The following is a 22,875-nucleotide window of genomic DNA, read 5'->3' as shown; positions in this document are numbered from 1 at the left end:
AGCAGCAGCTCAATGAGGTTTTGCGGCGGCTTGCCACAAAACCTCAGCCACACCCTGGCGCTTGGCAATCACCCGTGCCGCCACGAACAGCAAATCCGACAGCCGATTGATGTACGCCAACCCCACGCCTTCCAACGGTTCCACCGCATTCAACTGCTGACACCGCCGCTCCGCACTGCGCGCCAGGCTGCGGCACACGTGGGCTTGGGCGATCAACGCCGAACCACCGGGCAGGATGAAGTTCTCCAGCGGCCCCACTTCCTCATTCCAGCGGTCAATCGCGGCTTCCAGCCGATCCACTTCGGCAGCGTTCAAGGCTTTGTACACCGGCATTGCCAGTTCACCGCCCAGGTCGAACAAACGATGCTGGCAAGGCGTAAGCACCTCGATCACATCCCTCAACTCCGGATGCTTGCCACTCTGTTCTTCCAGGCTGGCCAGCAATAAGCCCAACTGGCTGTTCAGCGTATCCACCTCACCAATCGCTTCCACCCGTGGGTGGTCCTTGGGCACGCGGCGGCCATCGCCCAGGCCGGTTTCACCCTTGTCGCCGGTACGGGTGTAGATCTTCGACAGGCGAAAGCCCATGGTCAGTGCTCCAGTTGGTTCAGTTCGTAAGGGGGCAGTTGGCTACCGGCCAGGGGCAGGCGCAGGGTGAAGCAGGTGCCTTGGCCGAGGGTCGAGTGCACTTCCATCTGGCCTTTGTGATTGTTGGTGATGATGAAATACGACACCGACAGCCCAAGCCCGGTGCCCTGGCCGATTTCCTTGGTGGTGAAGAATGGCTCGAAGGTGCGCTTGCGCACGTTTTCGCTCATGCCGATGCCATTGTCTTCCACTTGGATCTCCGCCCACGGCGGGTTGAGGCGCGTGCGCAGGATGATGCGGCCTGGCTCACTGTCGTCTTCACGCAAGTGAATGGCCTGGGCAGCATTTTTCAACAAGTTGAGCAGGACCTGTTCCAGCTCGTTGGCGGTGCCGGGCACTGGGCCCAGTTGTGGATCGAACTGGCGGATGATCGCCTGGCCCTTGAAATCAAAGCCGATGGTCAGATCGAAATCATTGCCGGCGATTTCCACGGCCTGGTCGATCAGCGCAGGCAGGTCGCATGGAGCCATCTGCCGGTTGCTGCGACGGCTGAAACTGAGCATATGGGTGACGATTTTCGCCGCCCGCGCCCCAGCCTGCTGGATGCCATCCAGCAACTGCGGCACTTCGCGGCTTTGCAGGTAGCGGTTGACCGTTTCCAGCTCGATGCCTGCCTGCTCCGCATGCTCCAGGTTCTTGGGCAAATCGGGGGACAGGCGGCGGCGGATGTTCTGCACGTTATGCAGGATCGCCCCCAGCGGGTTGTTGATCTCATGGGCCATACCAGCAGCCAGGCCACCCACGGAAAGCATTTTCTCCGACTGCACCATCATTTCTTCCAGAGACAGGCGCTGGGTGATGTCATCGATCCGGATCACCACGCCACGCCCGGCCCCGCCCATCAGCGGGTAGAAGGTCAGGGCGTAATGCTTGGCTTCGTCGTCCTTGAACCAAGTGACACGCTCGATGCGCTCCACGGTGTGTTGCTCAACCGCCGCCCGGATCTGCGGCAGGTAAGGTTTGAGCGGCTGGAACGCCAGGTAGATCGGCTGGTTGAGGGCTTCGTCCAGGCGTGTGCCGGAGAGGGCGCTGGCCTCCTGGTTCCATTGGGTGACGTAGAGCTGTTCATCCAGGGCGATCAGCGCCGAGGGCATCGAGTCGATGATGCTGTTCAGGTAATTCTGGAAGCCGGTGAGTTTCTTCTCGATCTTGCTGCGAACCTGCACTTCCAGTTCCAGTTTGCGGTTGGTGTGGCGAGTTTCCTCCGCCAGACCCTGAGCCTGGTCATACGCCGCCTGGGAGTCGTCCCGCGCGCGCTTGAGTTGTTGCTCACGGGCTTCGATGCGCGACAGCATGGTGTTGAAGGCTTCGGCCAGGCTGCCGATCTCGTCGTGGTTGCCGCGGCCGGCGCGCAGGGCGTAGTTCTCCTCGCGGGTGACTTGGCGCGAGAGCTCTTCCAGTTCGTGGATGGGTCGGGTGATCAGGCGTTTGATCTGGCGGGCGATGATCAGCCACAACAACACGCTGAAAATCAGGATGCCCAGGCTCGCCGTCAAGGTGCCGGTATAGAACGCTACCGGCAACTCGCTGCTGGCCACCAACAACAAATGCCCGGACGGCTGGCCGGCGCGGGGGAGTGTAATGACCTGGTTACTGCGAAATTCGGTGACGCGCCAGGCTTCGATATGCCGATAGTTGTCTGGCAGGTGCAGGCGGTCGCCGTGTTGCATCTGCGCCAGGCGGTTGCCTTCGCCGTCGTACAGGGCGGCGGCGCGCAATGGCGAATAGCTGGTCAGTTCGTTGAGCAGCGCGTCAGCCTTGGCAGGCGATTCGAGGGCTTCGGCGGCGAGCGCGGGGTTGGACACCAGGCGGCCGATGGCCTGCAAGGCCTGGGGCGCCATGCTTTCCTGGGAGATCCAGTAGGCGGCGCTGATAAAGGTCAGGTTGGCCACCAGCAATACAGTGGTCAACAGCACCAGCAGGGCGGCCAGCAGTTTCTGCCCGACCGGTAGGTTTTCAAGACGCTGGCGCAGCGGCATCAGGGTTTTCCCAGGTGATAGACAGGCGGGCAGGGTAGCGCGTGGCTCAGTCGCGGGGCAATCCACGTGCAAGCAAGTGCTCCACCAAGCGCACTTGCAGTTGTTGCAGGTGCGGCAGGTTCAGTTGGTGACGAGAGGCCGCCTGGCAAGCATAGCCCAATAGATAGCTGATTTCGGTGCGACGGCCGGCGGTTACGTCTTGATACATGGATGAGTAGTTGGCGGCAGTGGCCTGGATCACCCGTTCCACTTCGTGTTGCAGGTCCTGCGCGGCAGCCGGTTGGCCGCAGCACTCCAGCAGTTCGCCGAGTTCGGCGCAGAGGGTTGCGACTTCACAGTGATGGGCTTGCAGTTCTCCGTTACGGCACTGGTACAGCACGGTCAGCGGGTTGATGGCGCAATTGAGCGCCAGCTTGCGCCACAGCCGTGTGAGGATGTCGGTGCTCCAATCGTGGGGGATGCCGGCCGCTTGCAAGTCATCCAGCCAAAGCGGCGGGGTGGGGTGGCTTGCGTCTCCCAGCCAGGTGTAGCCATGGCCGGCGAATACCACACGCCATTCGCCGTCGCGAAACGCGCCTTCGGTGCTGGAGGCAAAGATGCAGCGTGCCTGGGGCAGTTGCGCGGCCACAGCGTCCTGGCTGCCGAGGCCGTTCTGTAACAGGATCAGTTCGGCGTCCGGTGCTAGCCGGTGTTGCAACTGTGCGACGGCACTCTGTGCGTCGTAGGCTTTGCACGCCACGAGTAGGCGATGAATCGGTTCGGGACTGTCGGGCATTTCGCCAATTACCGGGTATGTGTGTTCCATGCCCTGTTCTACCAGCGTCAGCCCTTTGGCTGCCTGATAGCTGGCCAGGCGCGCTGCATCGCGCAGGATCAACCGCACGGGCACGCCAGCACGCGCCAGCCGCGTGGCCCAGAGTGTGCCCAGGCTGCCGGCGCCGAGAATATGCCAGATGGTCGACATCAGTTTGTGCTCCAAAGAGTCGCCCGCAGCGAACGGGACAAAAGAACCGCTATAATGCCCCGGCATTTTAGCTTGGGCGCGCACCATCTCTACTGAGCCCGCCCCTTATATTGGAGAAATGACATGCCTTCGTTCGACGTGGTATCCGAACTGGACAAACACGAAGTCACCAACGCCGTCGAGAACGCCGTCAAGGAACTGGACCGTCGCTATGACTTGAAAGGCAAGGGCAGCTTCGAATTCAAGGAAAAAGAGCTGACCGTCAACCTGACCGCTGAAGCCGATTTCCAGCTGGAAGCGATGATCGAGATCCTCAAGCTGTCGCTGGTCAAGCGCAAGATCGACGCGCAATGCCTTGAAATCAAGGACGCCTACGCCTCCGGCAAGCTGATGAAGCAAGAAGCCGTCCTCAAGGAAGGCATCGACAAGGAGCTGGCGAAGAAGATCGTTGCTCACATCAAGGATGCCAAGCTGAAAGTCCAGGCCGCGATCCAGGGTGAGCAGGTTCGCGTCACCGGCAAGAAGCGCGACGACCTGCAAGAGGCCATCGCGGCCCTGCGCGCCAAGACCTTCGACATGCCGCTGCAGTTCAATAACTTTCGCGACTGATGGCACTTTGGGGAACCTGTGGGCGTTTTTGACGTCCCACGCCCCAGAACCTGCGCCGACTATTGAGCCCTACGGGGCTCAATTGCATTTATGGCCACTCACTACGCCGAACATCCGGTAAACAGGAGAATGTAGATGGATTTGAATGCTGAAGTGGATCACTTGATCAAGACCTCAGAGTCGTGGATCCCGATGATCATGGAATACGGCAGCCGGTTTTTGCTGGCGGTGCTCACCCTGGCCATCGGTTGGTGGCTGATCAACGTGTTGACGCACCGCGTGGGGCGTTTGCTGGCATTGCGTAATGCTGACCTGGCGCTGCAACACTTCATCACCAGCCTGGCGAACATTGCGCTCAAGGTCATGCTGGTGGTCAACGTGGCCTCGATGATCGGCGTCGCCACCACTTCGTTCGTGGCCGCGATCGGTGCCGCTACCCTGGCCATTGGCCTGGCATTGCAAGGCAGCCTGGCGAACTTCGCTGGCGGCGTGCTGATTCTGTTGTTCCGTCCGTTCCGCATTGGTGACTGGATCGAAGCCCAGGGCACTTCCGGCACCGTCGACAGCATCCAGATCTTCCACACCGTGCTGCGTACCGGTGACAACAAGACCGTGATCATCCCCAACGGCAGCTTGTCCAACGGCCTCATCACCAACACCAACCGTCAGCCGACCCGCAAGGTGGTGTTTGACGTGGGTGTCGACTATGAAGCTGACCTGCAGAAAGCCCGTGAAGTGTTGCTGGAACTGGCCAAAGACCCGCGTGTACTGGCAGACCCGGCGGCTGTTGCAGTGGTATCGACCTTGGGTGACAGTTCGATCACTGTTTCCCTACGTTGCTGGACCAAGACTGCGGATTATTGGGACGTAGTGTTCATGTTGAACGAACTTGCACGGGATCGTTTGAAAGCGGCGGGGATTGATATTCCGTTTCCACAGCGGGTTATTCGCGTGATGCAGGAAACAGCTGCCAAGTAATGGCAATTAACTGCCTTGAACTTGGCCGTTAGGTCAGGTTCAAGCCATCGGTGATAATGTCGTTAGTTAGCTTGCTAGTTATTTTGTTGCTGAAACATTAAAGCCATAAAAAAGCCGCTCCCTTGTTAAACAAGGGAGCGGCTTTTTGTTTAAGGCCGAGGCCTTAAGTCATCGTTGTAATTAAAGCGTCAATTACAAGATGTTCAGCGGGTATTGCGCGATCAGACGCAGTTCGTCGATGGACGAAGAACCGTAGTACACGCCATCAGACGAACGATAGGTCGCTTGACGCACACGCAGGCTCAGGTCTTTGGCCGGACCGCTCTGGATCACGTACTTGGCTTCGATATCGCGTTCCCACTCTTTACCGTTCGAGGTGGTGGCGGTGTTGGCGCCGCTACCGGTCACGTAACGAGTCATGAAGCTCAGGCCTGGAATGCCGAAGGTGGCCATGTTGATGTCATAACGTGCCTGGTAGGACTTTTCGCCTTCGGCGTTGAAGTCGGAACGGGCGATGGAGTTGGCCAGGAACACTGTGCCGCCGCCGTCTACGCCGTAGCCGTAGTCACCGTCGCCGGTAACTTTTTGGGCAGCCAGCGTGAAGGTGTGAGCACCGATGGTGTAGGCACCCTGCAAGCTGAACGCACGGTTATCGAGCTTGGTACGCTGCGCGAACGGCAGTGCGCTGTCTTTGGAAGCACGCTGCAGGCCTTCGCCTTCGCTCTTGGTGTCGTAAATGTTGAAGTCCAAGGCAAACGACTGGTCGTCGCTGATCGCGTGGGTCCAGTTCAGGTTGCTGTAGTACTTACGGAAATAATCTTCAGTTTTAGCGTAGTACAGGCTACCGGTGAACTCAGGTGTGAAGGAGTAGACACCGCCGACGAAGTCGGTTTTGGTCAAGCCCAGGCTGTCATGGTAGGTCTGGTTTTGCGCGACGCTGGAAGTGAAGTGACCGCCCTCCAGCTTCAGGCCCTTGATTTCATTGCTGGTGATCGAGATACCTTGTGGCAGCTCTGGCAGCAAGCGGCTGTCGTCAGACGCGAATACAGGGGCTGTGGTGTACTGGTCACCGATTTTCAGGACAGTATCGGAGATACGGAATTTAACCGCGCCGCCGCCTTTGGAGTAGTCGTCTTGCGAGCGACCATCGGAACCGGTTGGGAACAGACCAGTGCCAGCACGGCCTTTGCCGCTGTCGAGCTTGACGCCCAACAGGCCAATCACGTCAACACCGACACCAATGGTGCCTTGGGTGAAGCCCGATTGGTACAGGGCATTGAAGCCCAGGCCGGATTCTTCGGCACGGCTCTGGGAGCCTGGGCCCGACGGGTTGTTGCGGAAATCGCGGCTGAAGTACAGAGCGCGAGTATTAATGCTGAAAGTGCTGTCTTCAACAAAGCCTTTGGAATCGCTTTGGGCGGACGCCATTGCGAACTGCGTAGTGCCTGCTGAAACAGCCAGGGCGATCATGCTCCACTTCATCACGCGCATCGTGATTTGCTCCTTTGGTTTTAGGAAGAGTACTGCCGTCCCACCTATATTTTTGTCTGGGCGGCTCTTTCTTTTTGTGTCGGCGCAAAGTTATATCACGCTGACAATATTGGCGATACTTGCCCAACTTTCCTTTCAGCTTCTTTACGAGCTTGTCGTAGATTGCTATATCCATGTCGCAAATTCACAGCCTCACTGTAACGAGGCTGACAACTTCAATACTGTTTCCAGACCGTTAAAAGAACGCAAAAAAACGTTACTTTCCAAGTTTGAAATCTTCCTTGGTGTGCATTGAACCGCTGCTGTTTTTCATCGCGAAACACCTGCTTCCCTTCCGGTGCCGTTGCCGACGATAAAGGGATGAATGCAGCAAGCGTGCCCAAACCGTAAATCGAATGTCATTTTTTCGTGAAAAACGTTACTGCCTCGTGAAAACCGCATAAGCACGGGGTTTTTACGCCGATTGGTTTGGCCTTGACGCCCGGGCTCTGTAACTGTGTTGTGGTGCATAAATCCTGTATCTGGGAAAAACGTTACCCGTTCACCCCAGTCAGTGGGTAATCGGCGGATCTCTTTGAGGCGCAATTGGGTCATTTTGGTGCATGGCCTCTGAGGCCTCAGTGTTTGGATGATGGCTCAATGCCTTGTTTTGTGAGGCCTCTGCATCGCGGTTCTCGTCGCAATGTTTTGATCAGCGCTTAGCTAATCACTGAAGGATTGGTCATTGAGCGTAGTCGAAAAATCCGTTTGGCTCGAAATGGTGCACTTTTTTTCGTCACGCCTTGCCTGGGCGCGTATTGGCCGACGTGAAGCAATAGCGATTCGCAGGTATGCTGGGCGCCTTGAACCTGACCTGCCGAACGGAGTGCCTGCGGTGTTCGCTTTAGACCAACGCCTTCAACAAGACACACTGGTCATCGGGGATTTCCCCCTGTGCCGCCTGCTGCTGTCCAATGACTCGAACTACCCTTGGTTCATCCTGGTGCCGCGCATCAACGGTATCAGCGAAGTGTTTCAACTGGATGTCGTTGACCAGCAACGTGTGTGGCAAGAAACCACTGCCTTGGCCCAGTTGCTGAATGAAGGCTGGTCCGCCGACAAAATGAACATCGGCGCCTTGGGCAATGTGGTCAGCCAGTTGCACGTGCATGTGATCGTGCGCAAACGCGACGATGCCGCCTGGCCTGCGCCCGTGTGGGGCAAACATCCGGCACAGCCTTACACTGACGAGCAAGTGGCCGCCATCCGCGCTCGTCTGCGCGCGCTGTTGTCCGCCGACTTCGTCTTTACCCAGGGCTGAATCATGGATCTGCAAGACCGCGTCAACGATCTGGAAAGCCGCCTGGCCTTCCAGGACGACACCATCGAGACCCTCAATGACATCCTCGTCACCCAGCAGCGCGCCGTCGAGCGCCTGCAAATGCAGATGACTGCGCTGCTCAAGCGCCAGGAAGAAATGGGCGGTCAATTCGAGACGTCCGAAGAAGAAGCGCCGCCGCCTCACTATTAATAGGCGTGCATAAAAAAACCGCGACCCAGCCAGGCTGGATCGCGGTTTTTTTTGCTGCGAAGGCGGGTATCAGCGACGCGGCAGTGCCGCGATCACGTCTTCGGCCTGCAGGCCTTTGTCGCGATTCATGACGGAGAATTCCACACGCTGGCCTTCCACCAGAACGCGATGGCCTTCGCCGCGAATGGCCCGGAAGTGGACGAAGATATCGTCGCCCGAATCACGGGAAATAAAGCCGAAGCCTTTGGAGGTGTTGAACCACTTGACGGTACCGGTATCCCGATTGGTCATGTCGTAGGTTTGCGACGAGGCCGCAGGGGACGAACGGTAGAAGCTGATGGCCAGGTGAAGAACAATGGCGACCACAGCAATCACCAGGCTGAGCAGGATGGCCGGGTGGCCGCCGACTTCAGGCATGGGTGCCAGGAGGGTGAGGGTTTGTACAACAACAGTCAGTACCAACAGCGCGCTGACCAGGTTTTGCAGTTGATGACGCGTGCCTTTGTTCCAGTAAGGGATTACCGGTGCCAGCGTCAGGTTAAGAAGGCCGAACAAGGCCAGGTACAGAGCGTCGTGTTGTTCCAGATACGGCAGGCTTTCAGGCTGCAGGCTCGGGATAAAGGACAGCAGCAAAGCTGCAACGCCCGTTAGCAGGTGGACGATTTTCAACATTTTGATTAACTCACGTTAAGACGGATCACAAGGAAGAGCTGACTGGCACGGTTCGCTTCTGAACAATGGGAGGCGTTGGGCACGTGCGCGGGGTATCAGCCTATGTCGCTGGCGCAGAAAGTAACGGCGACGACACGCCGCCTATTTAACAGCAAAGGCTGTGCCTACTCAAATCAAGCATTTCGGGGTGTTGCAAAGGCGACGGCATTTCTGCGTCAAACGCTTGTCCTAGACACCTGTGGGCTTTTCAAACAGCCTGCTGGGTTATTTCCTACGTAGACCTAAGGCTTGGGTTTCGTTGTTTTCGCGGGCCAAGGCCGGGGCGAATTGCCGCGCCGGGCTGCGCATCATCGGCACACTTGCTAGAGTGGTCCTGCACCTGATCAATGAATGCTTGTCAATTGAAGGGGATAAACATGGCAATCGATATCGGTATCAGTGAAGAAGATCGTAAATCCATCGTCGACGGGCTTTCGCGACTGCTTTCGGATACCTATGTACTGTACCTGAAGACACACAATTTCCATTGGAACGTCACGGGCCCCATGTTTCGCACGTTGCACCTGATGTTCGAAGAGCAATACAACGAGTTGGCGCTGGCGGTGGACTCCATTGCCGAGCGTATCCGTGCCCTGGGTTTCCCGGCACCGGGTGCCTACTCGATCTACGCCCGACTTTCGTCCATCAAGGAAGAGGAAGGCGTGCCCAGCGCAGAAGAGATGATCAAGCAGTTGGTCGCCGGCCAGGAGGCGGTCACTCGCACCGCACGCGGTATCTTCCCGCTGCTCGACAAGGTCAGCGATGAGCCGACGGCCGACCTGTTGACCCAGCGCATGCAGGTTCACGAGAAAACCGCGTGGATGCTGCGTTCCCTGCTTGAAAATCAGTAAATAACTACCCTTGGCGGCGCCTTCCCGGCGTCGCTTGCTTGTTTCCACGCATTTCCTGGCGTTGTCCTACGCCTATCAACGTCGCGTCTTCTGGCTGCTGCACTCTGCCTGCTGTTTTATAAGGCCATTGCCCAATGGGACACCCCCTGGGCGGCTGTTTGGCAATGGAGTGTCAGGTGTATGTCACGCGGAGTGGGTAATGGAATCATGGAAACCGCTGGTTTTCATAAAATAAAGGTCGACCCCTTTGTCAAAGGGTTCGACATGGGACTGGCCAAGCCATTGTCCCGGTCAGTGAGGCTCAACGGGTTTTCCACGTGCCTGCGGCTGGAGCAGATCTATTGGAATATCCTCACGGAAATCGCCAGGATCAATGCCTGTTCGGTCAGTGCGTTGCTGTCTTATGTGGACCGGGAAGTGCACTTGCGTCATGGCGGCGTGAAGAACTTCAGTGGGTTGGTCAGGGTGGTGTGTGTGGTTCACGCCTTGAAAGAGCGTGTTCAACCTTCTTAGCTACCGGGCTTCGGGGTCATGTCCTCCTTTAAGGTGGGCAAGGCCCCTGGGCAGAAAGCCGGCTGCGCTGCCTCGATTTACCAGATATAATCCCGCGCTTTGCTGCGCGTGCCGGGTAATCCCGGAGCAGGCGTGGCGCAGTAACGTTCTGATCGCCGAGACATCGCCATGCCCATGTACGACTATCAATGTGCTTCCTGTGGTCATCAGTTGGAAGCCATTCAGAAGATCAGCGCCGCGCCGCTGGTCGATTGCCCGGCCTGCCAAGCGCCGCAGCTCAAGAAAATGTTGTCCATGCCAGGCTTCCGCCTGAGCGGCAGCGGCTGGTACGAGACCGACTTCAAGACCGGCTCGAAGAAGAATCTGGCGGGCGGCGACAAAGCAGACTGAGTTGAACTCTACGCGCAGGCTCCTGCATTATCCGTCCCCTGCTTTAATGTACGGTGACGAGGCAAGCCTCCACCGAATTTCGAATTACGAGAAGTGAAACCACTACCATGATGCGCAGCCACTATTGCGGCCAACTGAACGAGACCCTGGAAGGTCAGGAAATCACCCTTTGCGGATGGGTTCACCGTCGCCGCGACCACGGCGGGGTGATCTTCCTCGATATCCGTGATCGTGATGGTCTGGCCCAGGTGGTGTTCGACCCGGATCGCGCCGAGAGCTTCGCCGCCGCCGACCGCGTGCGCAGCGAATACGTCGTGAAGATCACCGGCAAGGTACGCCTGCGTCCGGCCGGTGCCGTGAACAAGAACATGGCCTCCGGCGGCATCGAAGTGCTGGGCTATGAGCTGGAAGTGCTGAACGAGTCGGAAACCCCGCCGTTCCCACTCAACGAATACTCCGACGTCGGCGAAGAAACCCGCCTGCGCTACCGCTTCCTGGACCTGCGTCGTCCGGAAATGGCCGAGAAGCTGCGCCTGCGTTCGCGCATGACCACCAGCATCCGCCGCTTCCTCGACGAAAACGGCTTCCTGGACGTTGAAACCCCGATCCTGACCCGGGCCACCCCGGAAGGTGCGCGTGACTACCTGGTGCCGAGCCGTACCCACGCGGGTTCGTTCTTTGCCCTGCCGCAATCGCCGCAGTTGTTCAAGCAATTGCTGATGGTGGCCGGCTTCGACCGTTACTACCAGATCGCCAAGTGCTTCCGTGACGAAGACCTGCGCGCCGACCGTCAGCCGGAATTCACCCAGATCGATATCGAGACCAGCTTCCTCGATGAAAAAGAGATCATGGGCCTGACCGAGCAGATGATCCGCAACCTGTTCAAGGAAGTGCTGGACCTGGAGTTCGGCGACTTCCCGCACATGACCTTCGAAGAAGCCATGCGCCGCTACGGTTCCGACAAGCCAGACCTGCGTAACCCGCTGGAACTGGTGGACGTGGCCGACCAACTGAAAGAAGTCGACTTCAAGGTGTTCAGCGGCCCGGCCAACGACCCTAAATGCCGCATCGCTGCCCTGCGCGTGCCTGGCGGCGCGAGCATGCCGCGCAAGCAGATCGACGACTACACCAAGTTCGTCGGCATCTACGGTGCCAAGGGCCTGGCGTACATCAAGGTCAACGAGCGCGCCAACGGTGTTGACGGTCTGCAATCGCCGATCGTGAAAAACATTCCGTTGGACAACCTCAACGCGATCCTCGATCGCGTTGGCGCGGTTGACGGCGACATCGTGTTCTTCGGTGCCGACAAAGCCAAGATCGTCAGCGAGGCCCTGGGCGCGCTGCGCATCAAGCTGGGTCACGACCTGAACCTGCTGACCTGCGAATGGGCCCCGATGTGGGTCGTTGACTTCCCGATGTTCGAAGAGAACGACGACGGCAGCTTCAGCGCCTTGCACCACCCGTTCACCGCGCCGAAGTGCTCGCCGGCCGAGCTGGAAGCCAACCCGGCGGGCGCGCTCTCCCGCGCCTACGACATGGTGCTCAACGGCACTGAGTTGGGTGGCGGTTCGATCCGTATCCACCGCAAAGAGATGCAGCAAGCGGTATTCCGCCTGTTGGGCATCAACGAAGCGGAACAGGAAGAGAAATTCGGCTTCCTGCTCGACGCCCTGAAGTACGGCGCACCGCCGCACGGTGGCCTGGCGTTTGGCCTGGATCGTCTGGTGATGCTGATGACCGGCGCCCAGTCGATCCGTGAAGTGATTGCCTTCCCGAAAACCCAGAGCGCTGCGGACGTCATGACCCAGGCTCCGGGTGTGGTGGATGCCAAGGCACTGCGCGAGTTGCACATCCGCCTGCGTGAGACGCCGAAGGCTGAGTAAGGCTGCTGCGTGAAAGCGCACTGAGGTTTACGCAGTCTAAAAAGGCGCATCTTCGGATGCGCCTTTGCGTTAAAGGACTACCTCCCGCCTGGGGCGGGGTTGATCAAGGTTTCTACAGAATTTCGGAGTTGTGTTATGGCTGGCCATTCCAAGTGGGCGAACATCAAGCACCGCAAAGAGCGTCAGGATGCCAAGAAAGGCAAGATCTTCACCAAGTGGATCCGCGAGCTGACCGTCGCCGCCCGCCAGGGCGGTGGTGACCCGGGTTCCAACCCGCGTCTGCGCCTGGCGCTGGACAAGGCCCTGGGTGCCAACATGAGCCGCGACATCATCGACCGCGCCGTGGCCCGTGGTGCCGGTGCTGCCGACACCGACGACATGGTCGAATTGAGCTACGAAGGCTACGGCCCGGGCGGCGTGGCGGTAATGGTCGAGTGCATGACTGACAATCGCAACCGCACCGCAGCAGCCGTACGTCATGCTTTCAGCAAGTGCGGTGGCAACCTTGGCACCGACGGTTCGGTGGCTTACCTGTTCGAGCGCAAGGGGCAGATCACCTTCGCTCCGGGTACGGATGAAGACGCGTTGATGGAAGCTGCGATGGAAGCAGACGCAGACGACGTGGTGACCAACGAAGACGGCTCCATCGATGTATTCACCTCGTTTGCCAGCTTCTACGCCGTGCGCAATGCGCTGGAAGCCGCCGGCTTCAAAGGCACCGACGCGGAGATCGTGATGCTGCCGACCACCAGCGCCGAGCTGGACCTGGACGGTGCGCAGAAGGTGCTGAAAATGCTGGATATGCTGGAAGACCTGGATGATGTGCAAAACGTGTATTCCAATGCCGACATCCCGGAAGATGTGGCTGCACAACTTGGCTAACTGCCCCCTGTAGGAGCGAGTTTGCTCGCGAAAATCGTCAACGATAACGCTGGACATCTGACACCCAGCGGCGCTTTCGAGTTTTTCGCGAGCAAGCTCGCTCCTACAGCGAGTAGGCGTCGTCTCTGATGCCTCAATTCAATAAAACCGCAGGCGTTATGACTTTAATCCTAGGTATCGACCCCGGTTCGCGCATCACCGGCTTTGGCGTGGTGCAACAGACCCCGCGCGGCTGTGTCTACGTCGCCTCGGGCTGCATCCGCACCGGCGCGGGCGAGTTGGCCGAGCGCCTGCAGATCGTCTATCGCGGCGTGCGTGAAGTGATCCAGACCTACGGGCCGGTCACCATGGGCATCGAAAAGGTGTTCATGGCAAAAAATGCCGATTCGGCGTTGAAGCTGGGCCAGGCCCGTGGCGCCGCCATCGTGGCTGGAGCGGAGGAGGGCATGGAAATCGCCGAATACACCGCGACCCAAGTCAAACAGGCCGTGGTCGGCACCGGTGCGGCCAATAAAGAGCAGGTGCAGATGATGGTCATGCACATGCTCAAGCTCACCTCAAAACCGCAGATCGACGCCTCCGACGCCCTGGCCATTGCCATCTGCCATGCGCACACCCGTTCCAGCCTGCTGCCTCATGGGCTGGGTACGGCACGCAGTCGTGGCGGGCGGCTGCGTCTCTGATAGCATCAGCGCAATCGTAATTTCCGGTCAGGCCTTGATCTGACCCCAAGCTTTAAGGATCTGAACCGTGATTGGACGCTTGCGCGGCACCCTGGCTGAGAAACAGCCGCCGCACCTGATTCTGGATGTGAATGGGCTGGGGTATGAGCTGGAAGTGCCCATGACCACCCTGTATCGCCTACCGTCGGTCGGTGAGCCGATTACGCTGCACACCCACTTGGTGGTGCGCGAGGACGCACAGTTACTCTATGGTTTCATTGGCAAGCGTGACCGCGACTTCTTCCGTGAGCTGATCCGCCTTAACGGCGTAGGCCCCAAGCTGGCCCTGGCGTTGATGTCGAGCCTGGAAGTGGATGAGCTGGTGCGTGCCGTGTCGGCCCAGGACACGTCGGCGCTGACCAAGGTGCCGGGCGTCGGCAAGAAGACCGCCGAGCGGCTGCTGGTGGAACTCAAGGACCGCTTCAAGGCCTGGGAAGTGGTGCCGAGCATGTTCGCCCTGGTGCCGAATCAGCCGGATATGCCGGCTGGCCAGGTTGCCAGCGCCGAAAGCGATGCCGTCAGCGCCCTGATTTCCCTGGGCTACAAGCCGCAGGAAGCCAGCAAGGCCGTGTCGGCCATCAAGGACAAGAACCTGAGCAGTGAAGACATGATCCGCCGCGCCCTGAAGGGAATGATTTAAGTGATTGAAGCTGATCGTCTGATTGCAGCCACTGGCCCGCGCGACCGTGAAGAGGTCCAGGACCGCGCCATCCGCCCCTTGAGCCTGGCCGAATACATCGGCCAGCCTACCGTGCGCGAGCAGATGGAGTTGTTCATCCAGGCTGCGCGCGGGCGCAGTGAGTCCCTGGACCACACGCTGATCTTCGGTCCGCCCGGCCTGGGCAAGACCACCCTGGCCAACATCATCGCCCAGGAAATGGGGGTGTCGATCAAGTCCACCTCCGGCCCGGTGCTGGAGCGTCCGGGGGATCTGGCGGCGTTACTGACCAACCTTGAGCCCCATGACGTGCTGTTTATCGACGAGATCCATCGGCTCTCGCCGATCGTCGAGGAGGTGCTGTACCCGGCGATGGAGGACTTCCAGCTCGACATCATGATCGGTGAAGGCCCGGCCGCTCGCTCGATCAAGCTCGACCTGCCACCGTTCACGTTGGTCGGTGCCACAACACGTGCGGGCATGCTCACCAACCCGTTGCGAGACCGTTTCGGCATTGTTCAACGTCTAGAGTTCTATAGCACGGCAGACCTGGCGACCATCGTCAGCCGTTCGGCGAGCATTCTCGGTTTGCCGCTGGACCCGGAAGGCGCGTTTGAAATCGCCCGTCGAGCCCGCGGTACGCCACGGATTGCCAACCGCTTGCTGCGTCGCGTGCGAGACTTTGCCGAGGTGCGGGCCAAGGGGCACATCACCAAGGCGGTGGCCGACTTGGCGTTGAACCTGCTGGATGTGGATGAGCATGGCTTCGATCACCAGGATCGACGTCTACTCTTGACCATGATCGAGAAGTTCGACGGTGGCCCGGTGGGGGTCGACAGCCTGGCCGCGGCCATCAGTGAAGAGCGCCATACCATTGAGGATGTGCTGGAGCCGTATCTCATCCAACAGGGTTACATCATGCGTACGCCGAGGGGGCGAGTAGTCACGCGCCACGCCTATCTGCACTTCGGGTTAAACATTCCGTCACGATTGGGCGAGATGCCTGTAGTAGACGAATTCCTCGATGCAGTGGACGATTAAAAGCTTCACGCCAGACGATTTATCCGAGGTTTGTGCTGTCCTAGTGGCTGGTGTCGTCATTCAGTCAGCAAGAAATGTTTCAGACAACGAAAAAACAGTTGCCCAGCCGGATTGGCAACCTGAGGAGTAAGCACTAGAGTATGCGCGCGCAAAACGGGGATCAGTCGTTCGCACATCGCTGTCGCGTTTATTACGAGGACACCGATGCCGGCGGCATCGTGTATTACGTCAACTATCTCAAGTTCATGGAGCGGGCTCGAACCGAGCGGCTACGGGAGCTGGGCTTTGCCCAATCCCAGCTGGCAGGGGAGGACCTGTTATTCGTCGTGCATTCCAGCGAGGCGCGGTATCACGCGCCGGCGCGGCTGGACGACGAGTTGTTGGTCAGCGCTGAAGTAATCGAATTGAACCGTGTCAGCCTGCGTTTCAAGCAGCAGGTCAGGCGGGCAACGGATGCAACGCTGCTCTGTGAGGGGCAGTTCCTGGTGGCCTGTGTGCGCACCAATAGTTTGAAACCCCGGGCCATTCCCGAAGCTCTACGTGCGGCCTTTGCCGACGTAAGCGGCGCGGGTAAACAATCAAAGCAGGAGATTTAGCGTGGAACCTACCGTCGTCGACCATTCCTCCATGTGGAGCCTGGTCAGCAATGCCAGTGTTGTGGTTCAACTGGTCATGCTGACCCTGGTAGCCGCATCGGTTACCTCTTGGGTCATGATTTTTCAGCGCAGCAATCTGCTGCGTGCCGGTCGACGTGCCCTGGAGAGCTTTGAAGAGCGCTTCTGGTCGGGTATCGACCTGTCCAAGCTCTACCGTCAGGCGGGCAGCAACCCGGACCCGGATTCGGGCGTCGAGCAGATCTTCCGCGCCGGCTTCAAGGAGTTCTCCCGCCTGCGCCAGCAGCCCGGTGTTGACCCGGAAGCTGTGATGGAAGGCGTGGCCCGTGCCATGCGCGTCGCCATTTCCCGCGAAGAAGAGAAGCTTGAGCAAAGCCTGCCGTTCCTCGCCACCGTCGGTTCTGTAAGCCCGTACATCGGCCTCTTCGGTACTGTGTGGGGCATCATGAACTCCTTCCGTGGTTTGGCCCAGGCCCAGCAAGCGACCCTGGCCACCGTGGCCCCGGGTATTGCCGAAGCCCTGATCGCCACCGCGATCGGCTTGTTCGCTGCTATCCCGGCAGTAATCGCCTACAACCGTTTTGCCGCCCGCGGCGAGAACCTGATTGGCCGTTACTACACCTTCGCCGATGAATTCCAGGCGATCCTGCACCGTAAAGTGCACACCAGCGAAGAATAAGCAGGTATCTCACGATGGCTTTAATCACTCGAGCTCGAACCAAGCGCAAGCCGGTCGCCGAGATGAACGTAGTGCCTTACATCGACGTGATGCTGGTGCTGCTGGTTATCTTCATGGTGACCGCGCCGATGCTCAACCAGGGCGTGAAGGTCGACCTGCCCAAGGTTTCCAGCGAAGCCTTGCCCCAGGACAACAACACCCAGGTGCTGACCATTTCGATCAAGTCCGACAAGACCTATTACTGGAACCTTGGCAGCGAAGTCGACACTCAGAAGCAGCAGGACAAGGCCCTGACCTTGCCGGCGATGACCGACGCGGTGACCAAGATCATTCGCTCCGGTAACGAAGGCGGCAAGCACACCCAGGTCTTCATTCGCGGTGATAAATCGGTCGACTACGGCTCCGTCATGGGCGCCATGGGCGGGCTGCAGAAGGCCGGCGTGGGTAACGTTGGCTTGATTACCGAGGCGCCCTGATGCAGCAACAGCGAGAGCCGTCCGCCTCGGAAAGCTACTTCTGGCCTAGCGTCTGGGCAATTGCCCTGCACGTCCTGGTGTTTGGCATGCTGTTTGTCAGCTTTGCCATGACCCCGGACCTGCCGCCAGCCAAGCCGATCGTGCAGGCGACCCTGTATCAGCTGAAATCGAAAAGTCAGGCCACCACCCAGACCAATCAGAAGATTGCGGGTGAGGCCCAGAAGTCGGCTGCGCGCCAGACTGAAGTCGAACAGATGGAACAGAAGAAGGTCGAGCAGGAAGCGGTGAAGGCTGCTGCGGAACAAAAGAAAGAAGAGGCGGCTCAAAAGGCCGAGGAATCGAAAAAGGCTGACGAAGCCAAGAAAGCGGACGAGGCGAAAAAGGCTGATGAAGCCAAGAAAGCCGAGAAAGCTGCCGAAGCCAAAAAGGCCGAAGAGAAACAATTGGCTGATATAGCCAAGAAGAAGTCTGAAGAAGAAGCCAAGAAGGCTGCTGAAGAAGAGGCCAAGAAAAAGGCCGCTGAAGACGCCAAGAAGAAAATAGTCGAAGACGCGAAGAAGAAAGCCGCCGAAGACGCCAAGAAAAAAGCTGAAGCAGACGAGGCGAAGAAAAAAGTCGCCGACGACGCGAAGAAGAAAGCTGCCGCCGACGCCCAGAAGAAAAAGGCCCAGGAAGCAGCGCGCAAATCCGCCGAAGAGAAAAAGGCCCAGGCCTTGGCAGACTTGCTCTCCGACACGCCGCAGCGTCAGCAAGCCTTGGCCGATGAACGTGGTGATGAAGTCGCGGGCAGTTTCGACGACCTGATTCGGGCGCGGGCAGCAGAGGGCTGGACACGTCCACCTTCGGCACGTAAAGGCATGACAGTAGTGCTGCAGATCGGCATGTTGCCGGACGGTACGGTGACTTCGGTCAGCGTGTCCAAGTCCAGTGGTGACGGTTCGTTCGACAGTTCGGCGGTTGCCGCGGTCAAGAATATTGGCCGGTTGACCGAGATGCAGGGAATGAAACCAAGCGACTTCGCTCCCTATCGTTCATTCAAGATGACATTCACACCTGAGGATCTAGCCTTGTGAGAAACCTTCTTCGAGGAATGCTTGTCGTTATTTGCTGTATGGCAGGGATAGCGGCGGCGGATGAAAAGAACATCCTGGTCACCAGCGGTAGCGATCGGGCCACCCCGATCGCGGTAGTACCGTTCGGCTGGCAGGGCGGCAGCGTGCTGCCGGACGACATGGCCCAGATCGTCAGTGACGACCTGCGCAACTCCGGCTACTACGCACCGATTCCAAAAGGCAACATGATCAGCCAGCCAAACCAGGCCAGCGAAGTCGTGTTCCGCGACTGGAAAGCGGTTGGTGCGCAGTACCTGATGGTCGGCAATATCACGCCAGCCGGTGGTCGTCTGCAAATCACCTACACCTTGTTCAACGTGGCGACCGAGCAGCAGGTTCTGACCGGTAGCGTGTCGGGCACGGCCGAGCAGATCCGTGACATGGCCCACTACATCTCGGACCAGTCCTTTGAAAAGCTCACCGGTATCAAGGGTGCTTTCTCGACGCGTCTGCTGTACGTAACGGCTGAACGTTTCTCCGTAGACAACACTCGTTACACTTTGCAGCGCTCGGACTACGACGGTGCACGGGCTGTGACATTGCTGCAATCACGTGAGCCCATCCTGTCGCCGCGCTTTGCGCCGGACGGCAAGCGTATTGCCTACGTGTCTTTTGAGCAGAAGCGTCCGCGTATCTTCGTCCAGCACATTGATACTGGCCGTCGTGAGCAGATCACCAACTTCGAAGGCCTCAACGGTGCACCGGCCTGGTCGCCGGATGGTTCGCGCCTGGCGTTCGTGCTGTCCAAGGATGGCAACCCGGACATCTACGTGATGAACATGGCTTCGCGCCAGATCTCCCGTGTAACCAGCGGCCCGGGTATCAATACCGAACCGTTCTGGGGCAAGGATGGTTCGACCATCTACTTCACCTCTGACCGCGGCGGCAAGCCACAGGTCTACAAGGCGAACGTGAATGGTGGTGGTGCAGAGCGCGTTACTTTTATCGGTAACTACAACGCCAACCCTAAGCTTTCGGCCGATGAAAAGACGTTGGTGATGATTCACCGTCAGGATGGTTTCACTAATTTCCGGGTTGCGGCCCAGGATTTGCAGCGCGGAACCGTAAAAATCCTTACAGATACCAACCTTGATGAGTCAGCCACTGTTGCGCCCAACGGCACCATGGTAATCTACGCCACCCGCCAGCAGGGCCGGGGAGTCTTGATGCTCGTGTCCATTAATGGACGCGTAAGGCTCCCACTTCCTACCGCACAAGGCGAAGTCAGAGAACCATCCTGGTCCCCTTACCTGAACTGACGCGGCGCTACAAAAAGATTTGCTTAACACACTGGGGTTCATTAGGAGTTTCACGATGGAAATGCTGAAGTTTGGTAAGTTTGCTGCTCTGGCTCTGGCTCTGTCCGTAGCCGTTGGTTGCTCGTCTAAAGGCGGCGACAATGCCGGTGAAGGCGCAGCTGTTGATCCAAACGCTGGTTACGGCGCTAACACTGGTGCGGTTGACGGCTCCCTGAGCGAAGAAGCTGCTCTGCGCGCTATCACCACTTTCTACTTCGAATACGACAGTTCGGACCTGAAGCCAGAAGCCATGCGCGCTCTGGACGTTCACGCGAAGGACCTGAAAGCTAACGGCGCTCGCGTTGTTCTGGAAGGTAACACTGACGAACGTGGTACTCGTGAGTACAACATGGCACTGGGCGAGCGTCGTGCGAAAGCCGTTCAGCGCTACCTGGTACTGCAAGGTGTTGCTCCAGGCCAACTGGAACTGGTTTCCTACGGTAAAGAGCGTCCAGTTGCTACTGGCCACGACGAGCAGTCCTGGGCTCAAAACCGTCGCGTCGAACTGCGTAAGTAATTCGTCATGCGAACGTGCCGTCGTGCTCTAACTGTATTGGCTCTCAGCCTCGCACCGCTTGCGGTGTGGGCTGCGGTTCCTGTGGAAGATAGCAACTCTGGCTATAACAATAGCGGGAGCAGTTATCCGCCAGCGGGTTATGGCACGAACGGCGCCTATGCGGGGGGAGCGGCTACGTCCGCTCCCTCGGCACAGGGCGAACTGTTCAACCAGCTGCAACGTATGCAGGATCAACTGGCGCAGCAACAAGGCACCATTGAAGTACTGCAGAACCAAGTGAACCAGCTGAAGCAAGAAGGCCTGGAGCGTTACCAGGATCTTGATCGACGCATTGGAGCCGGCGTGCAACCTGCCGCAACTCCTGATAATTCTTCTGCCGGTGGCGCGCCAAGCGCTGCTGCCGGTGGTGCAGCAGCAGGGGCGGCTGCCAGCCAAGCCCCTGCTGCGAGCAGCGAACCGGGTGATCCGGCGAAGGAAAAGCTGTACTACGATGCAGCCTTCGACCTGATCAAAGCCAAGGATTTCGATAAGGCCAGCCAGGCATTTACTGCTTTCCTGCGCAAATACCCGAACAGCCAGTACGCGGGCAACGCCCAATACTGGTTGGGTGAAGTCAACCTGGCCAAGGGTGATCTACAGGGCGCGGGCCAGGCATTTGCCAAGGTCAGCCAGCTGTACCCCAAGCACGCCAAGGTGCCGGACTCGCTGTACAAACTCGCTGACGTAGAGCGCCGCCTGGGTCACACCGACAAGGTAAAAGGCATTCTGCAGCAGGTTGTGGCCCAATATCCGGGGACTTCCGCTGCCCAGTTGGCTCAACGGGATCTGCAGCGCTTGTAAGCGATACAGTCCGTTTAGAAGAAACCCGCGCCTGGCGCGGGTTTTTTCGTTAGAATCCACGCCCTTTTATGAAACACGCTTTTTGGGGCCTGCGCGTTGGCGGGGTTCCTTTAAGTGCCTGACGGAGGCGGACAGCCTGTTTAGCTGTTACGCCCGTGGCGACTATGCAAGACACATTACGTATTACCGAAGTCTTTTACTCGTTGCAGGGTGAAACGCGAACGGCTGGCCTGCCCACAGTGTTTGTGCGCCTGACCGGTTGCCCCTTGCGTTGCCAATACTGCGACAGCGCCTATGCCTTCAGTGGCGGCACGGTGCGCACCCTCGATGACATCCTGGAGCAGGTCGCCGGCTACAAGCCGCGCTACGTCTGTGTGACCGGCGGTGAACCGTTGGCCCAGCCCAATGCCATCCCATTGCTCAAGCAGCTGTGTGATGCCGGCTACGAGGTTTCCCTGGAGACCAGTGGCGCCCTGGACATCTCAGCGGTCGACCCCCGTGTCAGCCGCGTGGTCGACCTCAAGACCCCCGACTCCAAGGAAGCGCACCGCAACCGCTACGAGAACATCGAGCTGCTGACGGCCAATGACCAGGTCAAGTTCGTCATCTGTTCCCGCGACGACTACGACTGGGCGAACTCCAAGCTGATTCAATACGGGCTGGACCGCCGCGCAGGCGAAGTGCTGTTCTCGCCTAGCCACCATGACCTGAACGCACGCGACCTCGCTGATTGGGTGGTTGCAGACAACCTACCGGTGCGCCTGCAATTGCAGTTGCATAAATACCTTTGGAACGACGAGCCAGGACGCTGATATGACTGAACACACAATGGATCAAAAACGCGCGGTAATCCTGCTGTCCGGCGGCCTCGACTCCGCCACCGTGGTGGCCATGGCCCAGGCGCAAGGCTACAGCTGCTACACCATGAGCTTCGACTACGGCCAGCGTCACCGCGCCGAGCTGAACGCCGCGGCGCGTGTCGCCCGTGAGATGGGTGTGGTCGAGCACAAGGTGATCGGCCTGAACCTCAACGGCATCGGTGGCTCCGCGCTGACCGACAGCAGCATCGACGTACCGGAAGCGCCCAGCGAAGGCATCCCGGTGACCTACGTGCCAGCACGCAATACTGTGTTCCTGTCCCTGGCCCTTGGTTGGGCAGAGGTACTTAACGCCCGGGACATCTTCATCGGCGTCAACGCAGTGGATTACTCCGGTTACCCGGACTGCCGCCCAGAGTTCGTCGAGTCGTTCGAGCGCATGGCCAACCTGGCGACCAAGGCCGGTGTAGAAGGGCAGGGCTTCCGTATCCTGGCGCCGCTGCAAAACCTGAGCAAGGCCGATATCGTGAAGGCTGGTGTAGGACTTGGCGTGGATTATTCGCTGACTGTTTCCTGCTATCAGGCAGACGATGACGGCCGTGCTTGTGGGAAATGCGACAGCTGCCGACTGCGTGCAGAAGGCTTCCAAGCGGCCGGAATTACTGACCCAACGCGTTATTTCTGATTTATT

General features: G+C 58.7%; 26 protein-coding genes. 21 read left to right on the top strand and 5 right to left on the bottom strand.

The window, feature by feature from the left end; all coding sequences use genetic code 11:
- Nucleotides 1–9: 9 nt before the first annotated feature.
- From CI807_RS30890 to CI807_RS30880, 3 genes are read right to left on the bottom strand one after another with little or no spacing between them, the layout of a single operon-like run.
- Entirely contained in the window at nt 10–588 is a 579-nt protein-coding gene (locus tag CI807_RS30890) for a cob(I)yrinic acid a,c-diamide adenosyltransferase (protein ID WP_095017442.1), read from the bottom strand.
- 2 nt (nt 589–590) lie between these two features.
- Nucleotides 591–2,627, bottom strand: coding sequence for an ATP-binding protein (locus tag CI807_RS30885; RefSeq protein WP_095017441.1), 2,037 nt, complete (start codon nt 2,625–2,627; stop codon nt 591–593).
- Between the two features lie 46 nt (nt 2,628–2,673).
- A complete protein-coding gene (locus tag CI807_RS30880; protein ID WP_095017440.1) occupies nt 2,674–3,591 on the bottom strand; it encodes a putative 2-dehydropantoate 2-reductase in 918 nt (305 codons plus the stop codon).
- Between the two features lie 123 nt (nt 3,592–3,714).
- On the opposite strand from CI807_RS30880, the gene CI807_RS30875 reads away from it, so the two are divergent.
- Together CI807_RS30875 and CI807_RS30870 are read left to right on the top strand one after the other, a co-directional pair.
- Entirely contained in the window at nt 3,715–4,200 is a 486-nt protein-coding gene (locus CI807_RS30875; RefSeq protein ID WP_003175814.1) for a YajQ family cyclic di-GMP-binding protein, read from the top strand.
- A 135-nt stretch (nt 4,201–4,335) separates the two neighbouring features.
- A complete protein-coding gene (locus tag CI807_RS30870; protein WP_016975459.1) occupies nt 4,336–5,178 on the top strand; it encodes a mechanosensitive ion channel family protein in 843 nt (280 codons plus the stop codon).
- Between the two features lie 192 nt (nt 5,179–5,370).
- On the opposite strand, the gene CI807_RS30865 is transcribed toward CI807_RS30870, so the two are convergent.
- Nucleotides 5,371–6,669, bottom strand: coding sequence for an OprD family porin (locus CI807_RS30865; RefSeq protein ID WP_095017439.1), 1,299 nt, complete (start codon nt 6,667–6,669; stop codon nt 5,371–5,373).
- Between the two features lie 874 nt (nt 6,670–7,543).
- Here CI807_RS30865 and CI807_RS30860 point away from each other — a divergent pair.
- Complete coding sequence (locus CI807_RS30860; RefSeq protein ID WP_095017438.1) at nt 7,544–7,969, top strand: HIT domain-containing protein; 426 nt, start codon at nt 7,544–7,546, stop codon at nt 7,967–7,969.
- Between the two features lie 3 nt (nt 7,970–7,972).
- Nucleotides 7,973–8,179 (top strand): SlyX family protein, encoded by a 207-nt coding sequence (locus tag CI807_RS30855; protein WP_016975456.1) that lies wholly within the window; start codon nt 7,973–7,975, stop codon nt 8,177–8,179.
- 69 nt (nt 8,180–8,248) lie between these two features.
- Here the strand turns inward: CI807_RS30855 and CI807_RS32035 are convergent, their stop codons facing one another.
- Nucleotides 8,249–8,851, bottom strand: coding sequence for a cold-shock protein (locus CI807_RS32035; RefSeq protein ID WP_038845968.1), 603 nt, complete (start codon nt 8,849–8,851; stop codon nt 8,249–8,251).
- Nucleotides 8,852–9,267: 416 nt separating this feature from the next.
- Here CI807_RS32035 and CI807_RS30845 point away from each other — a divergent pair, with 416 nt between their 5' ends.
- From CI807_RS30845 to queC, 17 genes are all read left to right on the top strand, one after another.
- The gene (locus CI807_RS30845; RefSeq protein ID WP_003193874.1) at nt 9,268–9,741 is read left to right on the top strand and encodes a Dps family protein; all 474 of its coding nucleotides are present in this window, start codon (nt 9,268–9,270) and stop codon (nt 9,739–9,741) included.
- A gap of 180 nt (nt 9,742–9,921) precedes the next feature.
- Nucleotides 9,922–10,254 (top strand): ribbon-helix-helix domain-containing protein, encoded by a 333-nt coding sequence (locus CI807_RS30840; RefSeq protein WP_095017437.1) that lies wholly within the window; start codon nt 9,922–9,924, stop codon nt 10,252–10,254.
- A 168-nt stretch (nt 10,255–10,422) separates the two neighbouring features.
- Nucleotides 10,423–10,644 carry an FmdB family zinc ribbon protein gene (locus CI807_RS30835; RefSeq protein ID WP_016975453.1) on the top strand — a complete coding sequence of 74 codons (222 nt, stop codon included), beginning with the start codon at nt 10,423–10,425 and terminating at the stop codon, nt 10,642–10,644.
- Between the two features lie 107 nt (nt 10,645–10,751).
- Complete coding sequence (gene aspS / locus CI807_RS30830) at nt 10,752–12,527, top strand: aspartate--tRNA ligase (protein WP_021491234.1); 1,776 nt, start codon at nt 10,752–10,754, stop codon at nt 12,525–12,527.
- A gap of 135 nt (nt 12,528–12,662) precedes the next feature.
- Nucleotides 12,663–13,409: a YebC/PmpR family DNA-binding transcriptional regulator gene (locus CI807_RS30825; protein ID WP_016975451.1), complete on the top strand. Its 747-nt coding sequence runs from the start codon at nt 12,663–12,665 to the stop codon at nt 13,407–13,409.
- Nucleotides 13,410–13,567: 158 nt separating this feature from the next.
- The gene (gene ruvC / locus CI807_RS30820) at nt 13,568–14,092 is read left to right on the top strand and encodes a crossover junction endodeoxyribonuclease RuvC (protein ID WP_016975450.1); all 525 of its coding nucleotides are present in this window, start codon (nt 13,568–13,570) and stop codon (nt 14,090–14,092) included.
- A gap of 67 nt (nt 14,093–14,159) precedes the next feature.
- The gene (gene ruvA, locus CI807_RS30815; RefSeq protein WP_003175802.1) at nt 14,160–14,771 is read left to right on the top strand and encodes a Holliday junction branch migration protein RuvA; all 612 of its coding nucleotides are present in this window, start codon (nt 14,160–14,162) and stop codon (nt 14,769–14,771) included.
- Nucleotides 14,772–15,830: a Holliday junction branch migration DNA helicase RuvB gene (ruvB, locus tag CI807_RS30810; protein ID WP_003193867.1), complete on the top strand. Its 1,059-nt coding sequence runs from the start codon at nt 14,772–14,774 to the stop codon at nt 15,828–15,830.
- 140 nt (nt 15,831–15,970) lie between these two features.
- Entirely contained in the window at nt 15,971–16,426 is a 456-nt protein-coding gene (gene ybgC, locus CI807_RS30805) for a tol-pal system-associated acyl-CoA thioesterase (RefSeq protein WP_015885610.1), read from the top strand.
- A 1-nt stretch (nt 16,427) separates the two neighbouring features.
- Nucleotides 16,428–17,123, top strand: a complete 696-nt coding sequence (gene tolQ, locus CI807_RS30800; protein ID WP_010208111.1) for a protein TolQ — start codon at nt 16,428–16,430, stop codon at nt 17,121–17,123.
- A gap of 23 nt (nt 17,124–17,146) precedes the next feature.
- On the top strand, nt 17,147–17,599 hold the full coding sequence (gene tolR, locus CI807_RS30795) for a protein TolR (RefSeq protein WP_161979898.1): 453 nt from the start codon (nt 17,147–17,149) through the stop codon (nt 17,597–17,599).
- On the top strand, nt 17,599–18,672 hold the full coding sequence (gene tolA, locus CI807_RS30790; RefSeq protein ID WP_016975448.1) for a cell envelope integrity protein TolA: 1,074 nt from the start codon (nt 17,599–17,601) through the stop codon (nt 18,670–18,672). The genes tolR and tolA overlap by 1 nt, the downstream gene beginning before the upstream one ends.
- A 17-nt stretch (nt 18,673–18,689) precedes the next feature.
- On the top strand, nt 18,690–19,970 hold the full coding sequence (gene tolB / locus CI807_RS30785) for a Tol-Pal system beta propeller repeat protein TolB (RefSeq protein ID WP_032864323.1): 1,281 nt from the start codon (nt 18,690–18,692) through the stop codon (nt 19,968–19,970).
- A gap of 55 nt (nt 19,971–20,025) precedes the next feature.
- The gene (gene pal, locus CI807_RS30780) at nt 20,026–20,526 is read left to right on the top strand and encodes a peptidoglycan-associated lipoprotein Pal (protein ID WP_003209827.1); all 501 of its coding nucleotides are present in this window, start codon (nt 20,026–20,028) and stop codon (nt 20,524–20,526) included.
- Between the two features lie 6 nt (nt 20,527–20,532).
- The gene (gene ybgF, locus CI807_RS30775) at nt 20,533–21,366 is read left to right on the top strand and encodes a tol-pal system protein YbgF (RefSeq protein ID WP_016975447.1); all 834 of its coding nucleotides are present in this window, start codon (nt 20,533–20,535) and stop codon (nt 21,364–21,366) included.
- 164 nt (nt 21,367–21,530) lie between these two features.
- Entirely contained in the window at nt 21,531–22,178 is a 648-nt protein-coding gene (gene queE / locus CI807_RS30770; protein ID WP_010208116.1) for a 7-carboxy-7-deazaguanine synthase QueE, read from the top strand.
- A gap of 16 nt (nt 22,179–22,194) precedes the next feature.
- Nucleotides 22,195–22,869, top strand: coding sequence for a 7-cyano-7-deazaguanine synthase QueC (gene queC / locus CI807_RS30765; RefSeq protein WP_028617741.1), 675 nt, complete (start codon nt 22,195–22,197; stop codon nt 22,867–22,869).
- Nucleotides 22,870–22,875 lie beyond the last annotated feature (6 nt).

Origin of the sequence: Pseudomonas sp. NS1(2017) (assembly GCF_002269425.1) — a bacterium.
In the GTDB taxonomy this organism is placed as follows: domain Bacteria; phylum Pseudomonadota; class Gammaproteobacteria; order Pseudomonadales; family Pseudomonadaceae; genus Aquipseudomonas; species Aquipseudomonas reactans.
The sequence above is the reverse complement of the archived record's forward strand: the minus strand, read 5'-3'. Positions and strand labels throughout refer to the sequence as shown.

Bases quoted from the DNA above. Each gene is read 5' to 3' on its own strand.
- ruvC (WP_016975450.1), top strand. From the start codon at position 13,568: ATGACTTTAATCCTAGGTATCGACCCCGGTTCGCGCATCACCGGCTTT.
- CI807_RS30845 (WP_003193874.1), top strand. From the start codon at position 9,268: ATGGCAATCGATATCGGTATCAGTGAAGAAGATCGTAAATCCATCGTC.
- CI807_RS30885 (WP_095017441.1), bottom strand. From the start codon at position 2,627: ATGCCGCTGCGCCAGCGTCTTGAAAACCTACCGGTCGGGCAGAAACTG.
- aspS (WP_021491234.1), top strand. From the start codon at position 10,752: ATGATGCGCAGCCACTATTGCGGCCAACTGAACGAGACCCTGGAAGGT.
- CI807_RS30840 (WP_095017437.1), top strand. From the start codon at position 9,922: ATGTCACGCGGAGTGGGTAATGGAATCATGGAAACCGCTGGTTTTCAT.
- ybgC (WP_015885610.1), top strand. From the start codon at position 15,971: ATGCGCGCGCAAAACGGGGATCAGTCGTTCGCACATCGCTGTCGCGTT.
- ybgF (WP_016975447.1), top strand. From the start codon at position 20,533: ATGCGAACGTGCCGTCGTGCTCTAACTGTATTGGCTCTCAGCCTCGCA.
- CI807_RS30875 (WP_003175814.1), top strand. From the start codon at position 3,715: ATGCCTTCGTTCGACGTGGTATCCGAACTGGACAAACACGAAGTCACC.
- CI807_RS30880 (WP_095017440.1), bottom strand. From the start codon at position 3,591: ATGTCGACCATCTGGCATATTCTCGGCGCCGGCAGCCTGGGCACACTC.
- CI807_RS30865 (WP_095017439.1), bottom strand. From the start codon at position 6,669: ATGCGCGTGATGAAGTGGAGCATGATCGCCCTGGCTGTTTCAGCAGGC.
- pal (WP_003209827.1), top strand. From the start codon at position 20,026: ATGGAAATGCTGAAGTTTGGTAAGTTTGCTGCTCTGGCTCTGGCTCTG.
- tolB (WP_032864323.1), top strand. From the start codon at position 18,690: ATGCTTGTCGTTATTTGCTGTATGGCAGGGATAGCGGCGGCGGATGAA.
- CI807_RS30825 (WP_016975451.1), top strand. From the start codon at position 12,663: ATGGCTGGCCATTCCAAGTGGGCGAACATCAAGCACCGCAAAGAGCGT.
- queC (WP_028617741.1), top strand. From the start codon at position 22,195: ATGGATCAAAAACGCGCGGTAATCCTGCTGTCCGGCGGCCTCGACTCC.
- CI807_RS30870 (WP_016975459.1), top strand. From the start codon at position 4,336: ATGGATTTGAATGCTGAAGTGGATCACTTGATCAAGACCTCAGAGTCG.
- CI807_RS30835 (WP_016975453.1), top strand. From the start codon at position 10,423: ATGCCCATGTACGACTATCAATGTGCTTCCTGTGGTCATCAGTTGGAA.
- queE (WP_010208116.1), top strand. From the start codon at position 21,531: ATGCAAGACACATTACGTATTACCGAAGTCTTTTACTCGTTGCAGGGT.
- tolA (WP_016975448.1), top strand. From the start codon at position 17,599: ATGCAGCAACAGCGAGAGCCGTCCGCCTCGGAAAGCTACTTCTGGCCT.
- CI807_RS32035 (WP_038845968.1), bottom strand. From the start codon at position 8,851: ATGTTGAAAATCGTCCACCTGCTAACGGGCGTTGCAGCTTTGCTGCTG.
- CI807_RS30855 (WP_016975456.1), top strand. From the start codon at position 7,973: ATGGATCTGCAAGACCGCGTCAACGATCTGGAAAGCCGCCTGGCCTTC.
- CI807_RS30890 (WP_095017442.1), bottom strand. From the start codon at position 588: ATGGGCTTTCGCCTGTCGAAGATCTACACCCGTACCGGCGACAAGGGT.